Here is a 13,866-nt window from a genome sequence, read left to right on the forward strand (position 1 = left end):
CCTCCTGAATTAGCCTGATAAAAACCTCGTTACGGAGATGATGGTTACTCCAGCCCAAAGGCTGTATATTGCGGAGTGGCAAAGATGTTCACAATAAAAGTCGTTGAGTGCGATTGTCCTTGGTCAAGCTCTCCTGCGGCAAGCTGCCAAAAGGCAGTCGAAGACTTTCCAATTAATGTATCGATATAAACGATGGATACTGAAGGTTGCCCGCTACTAGAACTGGAACTAACGGAAACCTCTGGCATATAGCCTCCGCCGGTTGTGTTTTGCCTAACCCCGCCATAACCGTGAGGATAGCCTCGTCCACTTCTTTTAATTTGAATCTGTCCAAAGACACGAACGGGAATAACATTATTACCGCCAAAGCGTAATAACCGACTCGCATTAGTATGATAACCCGTCCAGCTTAACATCGAGCCATCCATGATCGCGCCTTCGATATTCGCGGCGGAAAGTTTTCCCTCAATGGAGCAATTCTCAAGGATCCGGCAATTGCCAATCACGCCATTTTTAAACTCACCAGTGTCGGCATATATCGCTCCACGGGCGCTAATGTTATTGAATTGTGCCCCGCCATCTTTATTTATCGCCCAGCCACGCTGCCCACTTACCCAATTAGAAGACTGGATATGCTGTGCGATCTTTGCGCTATCGATAGTACCATTGCGAATAAACGCGTCGCTAATAAACACCTGCCCATCCACCACGGCAAACGGCGAATACTGATTGCTGTTGTTGCCGCTCATCAGCACGAACTGGTTGGCGTTAAAGCCCACGCGGGTGGTAACCGGCCTGCCGTTTTCCGCCAATACCGCGATCGACATGCCGGCGTTGTAGAAGGTGCCGTTCACCCGCACGCCCGCTTTCAACGTATGGATGGCCGTGGCGCCGTCGGCGTCTACCGTCGCCGTCAGTTTGTCTTCCAGCACCGCCGCCACGTCGTCAATCTGCGCCTGCACCTGGGTTTTCATCTCGGCCAGCCCGCGATCGACCTCCGCGATGGTGGTTTTCACCACCATAATATCGGCGCGCACCGTGCCGTACTGCGCCCATTGGTGACCCACCGTCGCGTTGTTGGCCAGCGCATTCTGCAAGATAGCGTCGATGTTGGTGTCGATATCGCCCACCAGCCGCTCGCCGTCTTTCGCGGTCAGGAGATCGTCGCCGATGTTCTCGAGATAATCGCCGGCGTCCGCGTTCGCCTGCCCAGCGGTCCAGCCTGTCCAGTCGCCCTGATTGCCGGTGCGGTCTTGCAACCGCGCGCGGAACCAGAACTCCTGCCCCGCCTTCAACCCTGTCATGGCGTGGGTGTGCAGCGGGTACGGGATATCGGCCAGCAGCATCGCGTTATTTCCGGCCGCGTTGTCCGCATACTGAATTTCGGTCTTGAGCGTATCTTCAGCGCCGCCAGGGAACGCCCAGTCGAGCTGGATGCCCCACAGCAAAGGCGATGCCTTGAAGCCAAGCGGCATCGGCGGTTTACCCTCTTTGCCCTTGAGGTAGGTTTCCATCGACGTCGCCCAAATAGACGATACGTCACTGGCGTTGATGGCTCGCACCCGCACCCGATAACGACCGGCGTAAATCCCCGGCACCTCGAAGCCGAGCGCCGAGGTGCGCGGCACCGACACCCAGTTGCCGTTATCTTTGCGCCATTCCGCCTCATAGGCGATGGCATTTTCAACCGCGCCCCAGGCGGCGCGCAGGGTGGTAATGGCGATACCCTGGCTCACCGAGGAGTAGCTGTCGATGGTGATGTTCTTCGGCGGCGCCTGCACGCCGGGCGGAATGATGGAGATCGGACGATCGTCGATACGCGCGCCGGTATCGATGCGGGCGTACTTGTTCGGATCGTGTTCCGCCGCGTTGACGGTATAGGTGTTGTCGCCGTTGTCGGCGATACCCACCACGCGGTAAAGCTGCACCGCCAGGTCGTCCGCGTCGATGGACCAGGCCGCTTCCGGCGCCGGCGTCTCGCTGTAGGCCGTGGTGACGGTCACTACGCGTTCATTCACCGCCTGCACGGTGCGCGCCTGCGCCCGGCCGGAAGGCAGGTTGACGATCAGGCGATCGCCGGCTTTGGCGCCCGGCGTCCTGTCCAGCGTCAGTTTACGGCCGTCCACGCCGCTGAGGCGCCCGCCAATCACCCGCCCGGCCAGCATCTGGTCTGCCACGCCGACGATATGCCCCGGCATGGGGATCATGCCGTCCAGCCCCACGGAAAAGCTGACCGTACGATCCTTGCTGTTAGTCAACAGCGCCCAGCGGCCGCGGCGGTTCGCTTCGCTCGGCGTGGTGCAGCCGATAGCCGTCAGCTCGGTCTGGTTCACGTCGTAGCGGCGCACCAGATCGCTGTCGAATACCGCCTCTATCGCATCGGCGTAATGGTTGCCCGGATCGGACCAGCTGACCATCGCGGTGCTGTAGCGGGTGCGTTCGCTGGCGGACGAGTAGGTAAACTTGCCGTCGATCACGTTGGCGCGGGTGTAGGTGAAGTCCATATCGCGCGGCATGTCCGCCAGGGCGACCATTTGGTTTTGCCCCCAATAGGTCATGCCGCGGAAGATGCCGGCCAAATCGCTCAGTACCGTCCAGGCCTCTTCCCGCGACTGCAGATAAACGTTGCAGGTAAAGCGCGGCTCCATGCCCTCGCCGCCGCGCCCGTCCGGCACCGGCTGATCGCAATACTGCGCGATGCGGTACAGTTCGGACTCGGAGACCTGGGAGGCGTCGATGCGATCGCCCAGGCCAAAGCGCTCGGCCAAAATAATGTCGTAAAACACCCACGCCGGGTTATCGCTGTAGGCCCACTTAAAGCCGCCGCTCCAGATGCCGGTATAGCTGCGCGTTTGCGGATCGTAATTGTCCGGCACGCGGATCAGGCGGCCGCGCGGTTTGCAGCTGATCTTCGGGATGTTGGGGAACTGCTTTGAATCAAACTCCACGTAAAGCAGCGCAGTGTTCGGATAGCGCAGCTTGGCGTCGATGATTTCGGTCAGCGCCTCGATGTTCATCCGGTCGGCGATCCGGGCGCTGTTGGCGTTAGGCGTCAACCGGCGCACGCGCAGCTGCCATCCCGTGGTGGCCTTCGGCAAATTGATGCGGTGCGAGCGTTCATACAGCGAGGTGGTTTTATCGTCGATCGCCGCCGTTAACACCTCCTGATAGCTGCCGCCGTCGGTCGCCACGTCGATGGCGTACTCGATGCGATAGCCGTTGACGTCGCCGTTGTCCGCCTGCTTTTGCAGCATGGGCCAACCCAGGCGCAGGCGGACGGCGGAAAGCTGCAGGTTAGAGACGGAGCGCACCCACGGCGCGCCGCTTTTCAGTTCGCTGCCGACCGAGATCTCATTTTCAACGGCGGGAATGCCCTGGATATATTCCTGCGCCTGCGAACCGGGGCGGAACTCCCAGCGGAAACCGGGAAAGTTTTCCGTGCCGTCGCTGCTCAGTACCGGCGTACCGTCAACAAAAATGTTTGTGCCATCCAGCCCGCCGGCAAATTCCCCTTCGCCTAATGCGAACAGCATCTTCGCTCTGGCGATCGACTGAATGCTGTCCGGCGATTCTACCGGCGTGTGGCCGCCACCGCCGCCGCCTTTTCGCCCACGGATCATGTTCTGTGCCATATTTCGCCCATAAAAAAAGCCGCTATTGCGGCTGTCTGTTCAAACGGATGTCGTTATTGCTGGTCTTCGGTATAAATGCCTGCGGAGATAATCGCCCCGCCAATTTCACGCGTGCCGTACAGCACGCCGACGGGGTTGCCCTGCGCCGTGGTGTTGACCGGCCCGCCAAAGGCATAGCTCGGTTTATTTTCCGGGCCTTGCCGCATGCGCAGCCCGCCCATTTGCGGGGAAAGCATTTGGACGACGCCGCCGAGGGCAAGGGAAGCACCCATCAGGCCAACGGAAGTGGCTGTGGTTGCCGACATCATTGCCGCTCCACCTATAACTGGGTTCCAAGCAGCCAGAGCAATTAATGCTATTCCTGCAATAGTTTGAAAAAGCCCTGCACGTTTACTTCCAATAACCACTGGCACCAGGTGAATGTCTTCCGTGCCTTTCGTCAGCTCCATCTCGTCTTGACCAACGTTACGTTTCCCCACAAATACAGCGAAGGTCAGTCCGCGCTTATGTGCTTCCAACATATATCGTTCAAATCCGTCTATTAGATTTTTCATAGCATCGATAGCTTTTGGAACATTGTGAGCACGATATTTAAAGTTTTTACCAAACAACCTAACCATCGGGCCGTGGAAGTGAACTACTCTTAATGGCACCTCGATAAAGCTCATATGACCCCCAATAAAAAACCCGCCTAGGCGGGTATATAGCGTGTAACCAAGATACTATTTACATGCATTAACTGCCGCCTCATAGAAGTCCATATCTCGTTTTTTATAAAATAAGAAATCGCTACCAGAGTCAGTCTTTTTCACGTCAATTAACATTACAACACCTCTAGACATATCATTTATCTGAGCTGTATAACCGCGCTCCGCAGGCTGTGGGCTAATTGGTGAGATGGTGTTTTTTTCATTCCAAACATTAAGAACACATCCAATATATACATCCGCTGCTTTAATTGTATGGCCTTGGATAGCCGGTGTTGTCAATCGAAGTTCGTTAGCCGTAGTTGAACAGCCAGACAAAATTACTGTGGCAATTGCAGCGATAATTTTCTTCATTACCTTTTCCTTAAGCTGAAAAGTGGAATGATAGCATCACATCAGGGCTTTGTAGCGCAACACCTTCACCGTTCGCTCTTTCCAATACCCACCGTAAGGCACCCGCTGGCTAAGCATGCCGTACATATGGTGCAGCAACAGGCCATCTGCCAGCAGAATGCCGGCGTGGTTGGCCACCGGCGCAGAAACCTGCATGATCGCCATGTCCCCCTGCTGCGGCGGGCCATCGAACTCGCGAAAGCCGCAGGCATGCCAGTTTTCCAGATAGCGGTTTTCACCTTGCTCCCACCACGGGTAATCAACGCGGTAATCCTGGAGCGTTATGCCGTGCTCCTGGCGGAAATAGCTCATGATCAGTCCCCAACAGTCGGTATGCCCCAGCACGAACTGGCGGCCCACCAGCGGCAGTTCGCCGCGCGGCAAAATGGTGCGCAAATCCCCCTCCGGCCAGCTGGCTATCGCCCAGGGCAACTCCATCGCGTCGCACTGCGCCTTGTCCAGTTCACTCGGCTGCGTGGTGGCGTCCGGGTGGCTGTGCACTATGAGGGTGATGGTGCCCCATTCGGCGGCGGCCACGTAGTCTTCCGGCGCCAGATGAAACTGCTCGGTGGGGTTGTCCGCCAGGTTGCGACACGGGAAATAGCGCTCCACGCGGGACTTTTGCGCCACCACGCCGCAACATTCGCGCGGATACTCGGCCCTGGCGTGCGCCATAATGGCTGCCGCGGTTTTTTCTTTCATGCTCGCCCCCTACTGCCGGATCAACGCCGCGCCGGGGAAGCCGCCGAACGGCAGCGGCTCGTGCTCGCCAAAGCGTTTTTGGCAGTCGCTCAACAGCCCGCCGCAGCGATCCTGGCTCGGGTCATCCACCGGGTTGCCCTTGTCGTCAAAGTAACGGCTACCGGCGTAATCGCAGCCCTTGCCGGTGCGATAGCCGCCGCGCGAGCACCAGGTGCAGAGGCTGTGGATTTGCCGGGTCGGGATGCGCAGTCCCCGCAGATCCGCCGGGCTGGAGAGCTCGAACTCCACCGCTTCGTCGCTTTCCGTCGCCTTGCGATCGATGTAGAACACCTGCAGCTTTTCCTGCAGCGGATCGGCCGAAGGGTTCCCCTGCGGGAAGTTGCGGGCGTCAAGGTAGTGCACCAGCGTGTCGTGGATCCGCACCTTGGCCTGCGCCATGTCCTCAAACTGCAGGCAGAGCGCGCTGATCAGGCCATTGATATTGGCGACCGACAGCTTGGGCGCATTGCCCTGGCTGTCGGCGGAGATCTCCAGCCCTTCGACGCTAAATGGCCACGGGCCATACTCCTGCCCCTGCCACCAGACCGATTTCGCCGGCAGTTTGGTTTCATCACCGCCGGCGGCGGCCAGCTCTTGCGGCGTAAAAGGCAGGGTATCGCAATGAAAGCGCAGAATATCGGCGCCAAATCGGGTGCCGTCTACCTCAATCAGGCGGATGCGGTTGCCCGGCTCCAGCTTTTGCAAATCTGAATTCAGCATCGTCTCCCCCGGTTAAACGTGGAAGGCCTCGGTAAACGTGGCCGTCAGTGAATAGTTGTCCCCGCCCATGGCGACCGGCTTATAACCCTCGCAGCGGTACAGGCCGGGAACCTGAGTTGGTGGCGTCCATTGGAAGGACTTCACCCCATGATGATTTTCCAGAAAGACGATGATCGGCGTGATGTAGTCATACTTGCCGACAAAGGTCAGATCCCAGGAGCGCACGATCGGGTTAATGCCGTCGCCGGAGACCTGCGCATAGCCATCGCCGAACTGCGCCTTTCTGACGCGAAAACGCATATCGCCGGCGGCATTGACGCGCGCCGGAAATTCAAATGTCTGAATGCCCATTACATCCCCTTGATTGCTTTCCAAATCGGCTGGCCAGGCATCAGGTTGCGGTTGATCACCTTCTGGCTTTCCTGCGCGGCGATATTGCCCATCTGTTTACCGAACTCGCCCCATCCCGGATCGGCCTGCGAGCTGACGTTGCCGCCGTTCTCGATGGTGATGTAGACATTCGGCGCCGCCGCAGACTGCTGGCCGCCGCCGATCGCCCGCACGCCGAGCGAACCGTCCGCGCCGCGTTTGAGCGGCATGATGGCCTCCGGCCCGGCTTCGCCCATCAAGCCGGCGCCTCTGGCGAACGCGAACAACGTGGGATTGCTGACGATCTGGCCGCTGAATGCGCTCAGCGAAGGCGAGGCGTACACGCCGCCCTTGGCGTTGGGGACATAGCCTTGCCAACCGGTCGGCATGCCCATCGCACCTGAACCGGCCGTGCCCGTGCCGGCGCTTGCAGCCCCGCCCAGCAAGCCGCTGCCGATATTCATAAAGGTGGAAAGAATGGTTCTGGTCAACAGCGCCTGCATCGCCAGATCGATCAGTTGCTGAATGATGGACTGCGTCATGGAGGTCATCAAACCGAGCATGCTTTGCTTAAAGTTTTGCGTCCCGGTCAGCAGATCGAACATCATGCCGGAGGTCCGTTCCCGCGTCATATCCACCAGCCCCAGCGCCATCTTGTGCACGCGGCTCTGCCCGCCGAACAGGCTCAGCGCCTGCTGATACTGAGCGTCCGACGATTCTTGCGTCGCCGCCTGCATCAGCTGTTCATAGCGCTCTTTATCCAGAATGCCTTGCTGGTAGTAAGCCTGGTACTGCGCCTGCTGCTGCACCAGTTGGTTGTTAAGGCGAGCGACCGGATCCACATCACCGGCAATGTTCATACGCGGCGCGGCAAGCGCATCGGTTTCAGCCTTCAACCGCTGGCGCGTCGTTTCTTGCTGCTGCATCCGGCTGGCGGTGTGGTACTCGCGTTCGGTCAACAGCCGCCCGTCATACAACGCCTTCAGCTCCTTGCCAACCTCTTGCTCTTTACGCACCGCCGCCTGCCCTGGCGCGTATTGTTCAGCGAGCTGTTGCCGCTGCCGCTGGTACTTCTCGGCGTTCAGCGCCATCGCACGCTGCACATCGGCCTGCCCGGCACCGGCCGCCTTGGCCGTTGACGCCAGCTTGGCCTGCGCACTTTGTTCATCCTGGGTGATTTTTTCGAGGCTGCTCAGATGCGCCTGCTCGATTTCCTGACGCAGTTGTTGGTACTGATCAAGAACCTGCTGTCGCTCACGTCCACGATTATCTGTATTTACAATATCCAATGTATAAGCAGGGGGCGGAGAGGGCATCAACTGCGCCTGCGCAGTTGCAGTAGCGGGCAAAATATTACCTGCTGGCTGATTAAAATGACGAGCAGCCCCTGTCAAAACAAGAAGGTTAGCTTGGTCAATATTTTGCATGCTAGTGCGAGTATTTTGAATCCCGATGTCTATTGACTCGAGAGCCGCTTCTGCACGCACCCGCGTAGCTTGCAACTGCTTTTCAACACCAAATATGTCACCCAGCCGACCTGGGTTACTCTGGATTCGTTCTATTCTCTCGTTTGCGTAATTCAACAAATTCTGCTGCTTATCTCGCTCACTAAGCTGTTCCTCGAGCTGCTCACTGAGATCTAACTTTCTCAGGGCAAGTTGCTTACTAGACAGTTTTATAAGCTCTGACGTGGTTAGAATCGCAGCATCTTTCAGACTCACCGCAGCCTCTTTGGCTTGCATTGTTTGCTCATAAAAGTATGCCATCCCCAATCCCGCCTGGATGGCGACACCGATCGGGCCGCCAAGCATCCCCAGCGCAACGCGAGACGCCGCGCCGACGCCTGATGTCGCCTGAGCCGCCCCGCGCGCCGCCGCCGCCTGATCGCGCCAGGCCGCCGCGCTGTCATTCAGGCCACCGGCCAGTTTCAGCATCTCCTCCGCGCGGCTGCCGCCTTCGCCGGAAGCGCTGCTCGCCTGGCGAGCCGCGTCGTCCAACTGCTTCATCTGCGCCGTCGCGGCGACGGTGATGGACGCAAGTTCGGTGAGCGCCTGTCCATACTGGCGCGAGGTGGCGGCGAGGCCCTGCAGCGACAATTCAACGCCGGCCAGCCCCGCCAGTTTCCCCGCCAGGCCGCCAAGCGTGCCGCCGATACGTTGATATGACTCGTCGGTCTTTTTCGCGTCCTGCTGAGCCTGGCGGTTAAATTTGGCGGATTGTTCCCCGGCGGTACGGTAAGCCGCCGTCAGTTTGTTTTTAAAGTTGGTGTCATTCAGTTGCAACCCGACGACCAACTGTGCGGTATCAGCCATTTCCCAGCACTCGCATAACGTCAGCACACTGCATATCAATACTGCTTTGCGCGGGCTGACCGGATTGATGAACGGGGGCACTCTCCGCCGCATCGGCCATCATGCCTTGCAGTTTGAAGTATGCCCGCCAGTGATTCAGGATGTGCGCCGGCATCGCGGCGATCTTGCGAGGATCCGACTCACCCCAGCGATCGGCCAGTTGGAACACCAACATCAGCCAGGGCGAGTCAGTCAGTTTTTTTCCGCTTCCTCCAGGCTGCCGACCGCATGGCGCTTGACGGCACCGATGGCTTCGACCAGCGTTGGGTTATCGTGCGCCGCCAGCAGATCGTCAACGCTCGGCAAGGCGCCGGCCGGGATACGTTTGCCGTCCGGCGTCATCAGGCATGACAGCAGCAGCTGCACGTTAAGCTGCGCGGCTTTGTTCATGTCACCGCTGTCGATGGCGGCCTTCATGCCGTCTTCGTTTTCCTGCAGCTCCGCCGCTTTCAGGCGGCGGATAAAGGCTTTGGCGCCAAAGATCTGCGTTTCAATCACGTGATCGTCGGATTTCAGCAGCGCCGCTTTCAGCGCTTTCAGATCGTATTTCTCAGTCATCGGTTTTTCCTTGTTCATATCATGTGCTCTGCATAAAGAAAATTGCCGCAGGCCACATGGCCCGCGGCGGAAACGATCGCGTCGAGCGCCCTCAGGCGTTAACCCAACGCGATCGTCGGTTCGTCACACCTTCGGGGTAACCGAGCCCCAGGTGTTGCTGTTTTGCTTGCCCTGAACGGTAATCTGAATGACTTCACTCGCCGGGGCGGTGATCTCATTCATTTTCCAGCCGGACAGCGACAGGATGGAGGTGGAAGTGCGGCCGTTCGGCAGCTCGACGTAAAACTGTACCGTTTCGCGCTTGTCCGCCGCATTCAGCAGCGCCGCGAAATCGGCGTTGGACGGATCGTCGATGAAACCGATGGATTTCTCCGCGCCTTCCGGCAGGTCGGAAATAAACTGCTTGGCGGTATCCAGCAGCGTGGTGCAATCGACAAAACCGCCGGTTTGCCCCATTTCACCCACCGCTTTACAGTTGGTCAGCGCCTTCATGGCCGTGGTTGCAGCCCCGACGGTGCCCCATTTGACGATAGTGCCGGCAGGCAGCATGGCGTATTCTGGCGAAGTTTTATCAGCCATAGTTTTTCTCTCTCTTTTTGATGAAGGATGGTAGCGGTCGCTACCGGTTTTCGATGCCATAGCGGACGTTAGCCGCCAGGATGCGTAACACTTGGTGCTTATGGTGATCCAGCGCAGGGCGAATAAACGGGGCGGCGGCTTGCGTTGCCGTGCCGTACTCCTGCGCCAGGGCTCGGTGGTAATGCTGTTTACTGGGACCGACGCGCAACGTCACCGCGTTCCATCCGGTAACGATCGGGCGTATCGCGATGCCGGCGCTCAGCGAGGGTTCGCTGTTTGGCGCCCCCCGATCGGCACACTGCCGCATAGTGCCAAGGACCGGGGTCAACGCGGCGTGGCCGGCTTCCGGCAGAATGTGGCTGGTGACCTCGCGCCGAATCGTTTCCAACCGGCGAGTCAATTCCGCCATGCCGGAAACGTTCATGGCGATCACACCGCCACCTCGGAATGCGTGATGAGGTAATCGCGCGCCATCCGATACTGAACGCGGTTATCCGCCAGGGGCGTGGCGCTCTGCAAAAGGGTGCTGCGCGTGACCGCCTGTACCGGCCATTGGCCGATATGGCCATGCCGAACCCCTTCCCAGGCATTCAAAACCGCCTTATCCAGAGCGATCAGCCGGGAGTAATCGTCGATCACGTACAGCACGATCTGAAAACGGCTCTGCACCAGCGAGCTGTCAACCAGACCGGTGTTCACTTTCAGATCGCTGATCTTCTGATAGGTCACGCCTTCTTGCTGAGGATCCGGCAAGATCAGCGGATGAACCGCCAGATGGGTTAGCGCGGCCAGCGAGCGTTGGATTTCATCTTCAATCATTTGGGCAAGGTCTCCGTCGTTTTGAGGGGGGAATCGTTGTGCAGACGCATTCGGGCATCAGGACAGGAACAGCGCGCGTTCCGCCGCGCGCCGGGCAACCAGCCCATCGAGCCGCACACCGCCCGCATTGACCCATCGGCCGAACTGGTCGGCCGCCCCCTGCCGATCGCCGACGTTCAGCCGACGCAGCAGCGTCGATTTCTCCAGCGCGCGCAGGCCCAGGTTATAGGCGAAGCTCACCAGCGCATCGAACTGCCCCTGCGTGATCGTCACCGTCACCAGCCGTTCGACGCCCTGTTCGAATTGAGCGACACCGCACACCAGCAAACGCTCGGCCGTTGCGGCATCGATCGCCATGCCGGCCCCGACTTTTCGTCCCGCTACCGGTTGAGTCCACCCGTAGCCGATGGTCCAAACGCCGACCGAGTCCTGATAAGCCTGCAACCGCAAGCCTTCAAAACGCTGAATCAGCGCCATGCCATCGTCACTTATCTTCATTGGTTTCCTCCTGACGCTTTATTGAGAAATCGGCGTTCCAATGCCTTGATCAGCGATGCTCCCGACCATCCTGCCATGCCGCATACGCCGCCCATCACCTCCGAAGGCCAGTCGTAATGCAGCGCAATCATCACCATGGTCAAACCGGCGAAAATAGAGACGAACAGCTGCAAAAACAGCGTCCTCCAGCTAAAGGTTTCGCCGTTCAAGACCTTGAAGGAATAGCTGGCGACCGCCCCCAGCAGCGTCATACCGAAAGCAAGCAGCATTGAAAGGATGTTTGGTTCATTTTTCCAAGGCATAGTCATCACCCTCCCCTTACCGGGGCATAGCCCGATCGTCGGGAGTCATGGAAAAGAGCGGCTAAATGCGGCGCCCCTCTCCGTCATTCCTGTTCCATTTAAATAAGCGGCCATTTACGCTGTCGAAAATGGCTTATCCGTTCTGCCCAACCTGAGCAGATAAATAAGGATTGCGCCGTTTTATAAAGGAGAAGGATTAGCCTCCCGCCGTGATCATTCAACGACAGTCATTATTCAGTGAGTGATTGACCGTTTTGACAAGGAGGCTAAAAATGAAAAACCCCGCCGAAGCGAGGTTTAGTTATCGTGCGGCGGCGCCGGCAACGACTCAGTTTTATCAGATTACGCGTTTATTTGCGTACGCGTGAGTCTTTTATTATAAAAAAACAAAACCCCGCCGGAGCGAGGTTTAGCTATCGTGCGGCGGCGCCGGCAACGACTCAGTTTTATCAGATTACGCGTTTATTTGCGTACGCGTGAGTCTTTTATTATAAAAAAACAAAACCCCGCCGGAGTGAGGTTTGGCTATCGTGCGGCAACGCCGGCAACAATTCAGTTTTATCAGATTAAACGCTTATTTGCGTACGCGTAAGTCTTTTATCATAAAAAATAAAACCCCGCCGGAGCGAGGTTTAGCTATCGTGCGGCGGCGCCGACAACAATTCAGTTTTATCAGATTACACGCTTATTTGCGTACGCGTGAGTCTTTTATTATAAAAAATAAAACCCCGCCGAAGCGAGGTTTAGCTATCGTGCGGCGGCGCCGGCAACGACTCAGTTTTATCAGATTACGCGTTTATTTGCGTACGCGTGAGTCTTTTTTTAAATTATTGCAACGCGCATACGCTATTGTTATTCCTGATGTCACAGTGAAACGAGAAATAAACCCTCATCAACTTCAACCGCAGCAGTTTCAGCGATCCATACTCAACTTTATATCCAACATCGCCAGGCATCCCCCGATGAATCCCTCCGCCGTTTGCATCTCTTTGCGTATCGTACCGTCTGAACATTTCCTTTTCAGGGCGATCTTACGCAGAGATATGCCATAAACATGGTGGGCAATGATGAGATCGAACTCTTCGGGTTTGTATTTCTTCAATCTGCCCACGCAACCGTCGATCACCAGGCCATCATCATCGCAGCAGGAACGCTCGCCTTTCGATTTATAGGACAACAGCCCTCTGAACCCGGCAGCAATGGGGGAATAATCGATGCCGCTATTATCCCTGGCCCATACGCCCCACCGCTCCAACACTTCATTCATATCTCTCATGCTTCCACCTCCTTTGGGCGTTTGCCACATCGCCAGGGCTCCATGTCGTTGACCGACGTTGGTCGAGCCGTTCTTCTGCTCGGCGTGCGCCAACACGCAACAACCGATCCGCCCGGCGGGCTCACCGAGGGACATCGCACAAAATACTGTATAAATAACCAGTATCAAGTATACCCAGAGGTATCTTTTTTTCAATAGCGAAAATCCATTTACCTGCAGGTAAATTTAGGTACGATGGCCTCATGAAAAACGAGCAAAAAATGTACCTGCAGGAGATGCGGCGAGAGCGCCTGATCATCCTGATCGATAACCTCGGCGTCGGGGGGCAAAAGCGCCTTGCCGAGGCGCTCGGTATTGCCGCAGACTATGTCTCTCGCCTGCTCTACCCGCCGGGCAAAAAAGGCAAAAAGGGCATCAGTGGCGACATGGCGCGAAGGATTGAACAGTACTTCGCCGTGCAAATCGGCTGGCTGGATGGCCTTGAGCAGACCGGGCAACGCCCCGTCAGGCAGAAGGCCGCACAGGCCTTGGGTAAAACGCTGCCGCTGCTGGCGTGGACATTGCCGTTGTCTCACGAGCAGTTGCGCAAAGGAACGACCGTCCACTACCCGTCGATGGTGCAATGCAGCGCTCAGGCCTACTGGTTGCCGGTGCGGGATAACACGATGAACGGCTCTGCCGCCGCCAATTACCCAAAGGATGCCTTGATACTTGTCGAACCCGTTACTGCCGGCATAACCGAGCTCGTGTCCGGCGATAAGGTGATAGCGAAACGCTGCGACAGTGCGGAACTTATCTTTAGAAGGTATGTCGAGGAAGCCGGGCATCGATGGCTTAAGGGGAACATGCCGGGTTGTCCGACGTTGAATGCCGATGAGTACATGATTCTCGGCGTGGTGCTCGGTGCCTGGCTGCCCTGAC

15 protein-coding genes are annotated in these 13,866 nt (G+C 57.6%); 1 reads left to right on the plus strand and 14 read right to left on the minus strand.

The window, feature by feature from the left end:
- Positions 1-44: 44 nt before the first annotated feature.
- The 14 genes from gpJ to ACSBQV_RS12385 all read right to left on the minus strand — a co-directional run bounded on the left by gpJ (position 45) and on the right by ACSBQV_RS12385 (position 12,945).
- Positions 45-3,632 (minus strand): TipJ family phage tail tip protein, encoded by a 3,588-nt coding sequence (gene gpJ, locus ACSBQV_RS12320; protein WP_099784197.1) that lies wholly within the window; start codon positions 3,630-3,632, stop codon positions 45-47.
- 53 nt (positions 3,633-3,685) lie between these two features.
- Positions 3,686-4,186: a tail assembly protein gene (locus tag ACSBQV_RS12325; protein WP_404757993.1), complete on the minus strand. Its 501-nt coding sequence runs from the start codon at positions 4,184-4,186 to the stop codon at positions 3,686-3,688.
- 168 nt (positions 4,187-4,354) lie between these two features.
- A complete protein-coding gene (locus ACSBQV_RS12330) occupies positions 4,355-4,693 on the minus strand; it encodes a hypothetical protein (protein WP_143557036.1) in 339 nt (112 codons plus the stop codon).
- A gap of 36 nt (positions 4,694-4,729) precedes the next feature.
- Positions 4,730-5,434 (minus strand): C40 family peptidase, encoded by a 705-nt coding sequence (locus ACSBQV_RS12335; protein WP_099784201.1) that lies wholly within the window; start codon positions 5,432-5,434, stop codon positions 4,730-4,732.
- A 9-nt stretch (positions 5,435-5,443) separates the two neighbouring features.
- Positions 5,444-6,193 (minus strand): phage minor tail protein L, encoded by a 750-nt coding sequence (locus ACSBQV_RS12340; RefSeq protein WP_099784203.1) that lies wholly within the window; start codon positions 6,191-6,193, stop codon positions 5,444-5,446.
- A gap of 12 nt (positions 6,194-6,205) precedes the next feature.
- Entirely contained in the window at positions 6,206-6,544 is a 339-nt protein-coding gene (locus ACSBQV_RS12345) for a phage tail protein (RefSeq protein ID WP_004935824.1), read from the minus strand.
- The gene (locus ACSBQV_RS12350; protein ID WP_099784205.1) at positions 6,544-8,874 is read right to left on the minus strand and encodes a phage tail tape measure protein; all 2,331 of its coding nucleotides are present in this window, start codon (positions 8,872-8,874) and stop codon (positions 6,544-6,546) included. The genes ACSBQV_RS12345 and ACSBQV_RS12350 overlap by 1 nt, the downstream gene beginning before the upstream one ends.
- A 231-nt stretch (positions 8,875-9,105) precedes the next feature.
- Entirely contained in the window at positions 9,106-9,471 is a 366-nt protein-coding gene (locus ACSBQV_RS12355; RefSeq protein WP_025160180.1) for a phage tail protein, read from the minus strand.
- Positions 9,472-9,594: 123 nt separating this feature from the next.
- Positions 9,595-10,050 (minus strand): phage tail protein, encoded by a 456-nt coding sequence (locus ACSBQV_RS12360; RefSeq protein WP_099784207.1) that lies wholly within the window; start codon positions 10,048-10,050, stop codon positions 9,595-9,597.
- Between the two features lie 40 nt (positions 10,051-10,090).
- Positions 10,091-10,474, minus strand: a complete 384-nt coding sequence (locus ACSBQV_RS12365; protein WP_232094786.1) for an HK97-gp10 family putative phage morphogenesis protein — start codon at positions 10,472-10,474, stop codon at positions 10,091-10,093.
- A gap of 5 nt (positions 10,475-10,479) precedes the next feature.
- Positions 10,480-10,869 carry a hypothetical protein gene (locus ACSBQV_RS12370; protein WP_073531527.1) on the minus strand — a complete coding sequence of 130 codons (390 nt, stop codon included), beginning with the start codon at positions 10,867-10,869 and terminating at the stop codon, positions 10,480-10,482.
- A 57-nt stretch (positions 10,870-10,926) separates the two neighbouring features.
- A complete protein-coding gene (locus tag ACSBQV_RS12375; protein WP_099784211.1) occupies positions 10,927-11,367 on the minus strand; it encodes a lysozyme in 441 nt (146 codons plus the stop codon).
- The gene (locus tag ACSBQV_RS12380; RefSeq protein ID WP_099784213.1) at positions 11,364-11,675 is read right to left on the minus strand and encodes a phage holin family protein; all 312 of its coding nucleotides are present in this window, start codon (positions 11,673-11,675) and stop codon (positions 11,364-11,366) included. The genes ACSBQV_RS12375 and ACSBQV_RS12380 overlap by 4 nt, the downstream gene beginning before the upstream one ends.
- 907 nt (positions 11,676-12,582) lie before the next feature.
- A complete protein-coding gene (locus tag ACSBQV_RS12385; protein WP_033632532.1) occupies positions 12,583-12,945 on the minus strand; it encodes an antiterminator Q family protein in 363 nt (120 codons plus the stop codon).
- A 242-nt stretch (positions 12,946-13,187) separates the two neighbouring features.
- Between ACSBQV_RS12385 and ACSBQV_RS12390 the strand changes: the two genes are divergently transcribed.
- Entirely contained in the window at positions 13,188-13,865 is a 678-nt protein-coding gene (locus ACSBQV_RS12390) for a LexA family protein (RefSeq protein WP_099784620.1), read from the plus strand.
- Position 13,866: the final 1 nt, after the last annotated feature.

Source organism: Serratia sp. B501, from assembly GCF_051172315.1.
GTDB classification, from domain to species: domain Bacteria; phylum Pseudomonadota; class Gammaproteobacteria; order Enterobacterales; family Enterobacteriaceae; genus Serratia; species Serratia ureilytica.

Coding starts and splice junctions, on each gene's coding strand:
- ACSBQV_RS12330 (WP_143557036.1), bottom strand. CDS start 4,693: ATGAAGAAAATTATCGCTGCAATTGCCACAGTAATTTTGTCTGGCTGT.
- ACSBQV_RS12340 (WP_099784203.1), bottom strand. CDS start 6,193: ATGCTGAATTCAGATTTGCAAAAGCTGGAGCCGGGCAACCGCATCCGC.
- ACSBQV_RS12345 (WP_004935824.1), bottom strand. CDS start 6,544: ATGGGCATTCAGACATTTGAATTTCCGGCGCGCGTCAATGCCGCCGGC.
- ACSBQV_RS12360 (WP_099784207.1), bottom strand. CDS start 10,050: ATGGCTGATAAAACTTCGCCAGAATACGCCATGCTGCCTGCCGGCACT.
- ACSBQV_RS12375 (WP_099784211.1), bottom strand. CDS start 11,367: ATGAAGATAAGTGACGATGGCATGGCGCTGATTCAGCGTTTTGAAGGC.
- ACSBQV_RS12390 (WP_099784620.1), top strand. CDS start 13,188: ATGAAAAACGAGCAAAAAATGTACCTGCAGGAGATGCGGCGAGAGCGC.
- ACSBQV_RS12365 (WP_232094786.1), bottom strand. CDS start 10,474: ATGAACGTTTCCGGCATGGCGGAATTGACTCGCCGGTTGGAAACGATT.
- ACSBQV_RS12370 (WP_073531527.1), bottom strand. CDS start 10,869: ATGATTGAAGATGAAATCCAACGCTCGCTGGCCGCGCTAACCCATCTG.
- ACSBQV_RS12385 (WP_033632532.1), bottom strand. CDS start 12,945: ATGAGAGATATGAATGAAGTGTTGGAGCGGTGGGGCGTATGGGCCAGG.
- ACSBQV_RS12325 (WP_404757993.1), bottom strand. CDS start 4,186: ATGAAAAATCTAATAGACGGATTTGAACGATATATGTTGGAAGCACAT.
- ACSBQV_RS12335 (WP_099784201.1), bottom strand. CDS start 5,434: ATGAAAGAAAAAACCGCGGCAGCCATTATGGCGCACGCCAGGGCCGAG.
- ACSBQV_RS12355 (WP_025160180.1), bottom strand. CDS start 9,471: ATGACTGAGAAATACGATCTGAAAGCGCTGAAAGCGGCGCTGCTGAAA.
- ACSBQV_RS12350 (WP_099784205.1), bottom strand. CDS start 8,874: ATGGCTGATACCGCACAGTTGGTCGTCGGGTTGCAACTGAATGACACC.
- ACSBQV_RS12380 (WP_099784213.1), bottom strand. CDS start 11,675: ATGACTATGCCTTGGAAAAATGAACCAAACATCCTTTCAATGCTGCTT.
- gpJ (WP_099784197.1), bottom strand. CDS start 3,632: ATGGCACAGAACATGATCCGTGGGCGAAAAGGCGGCGGCGGTGGCGGC.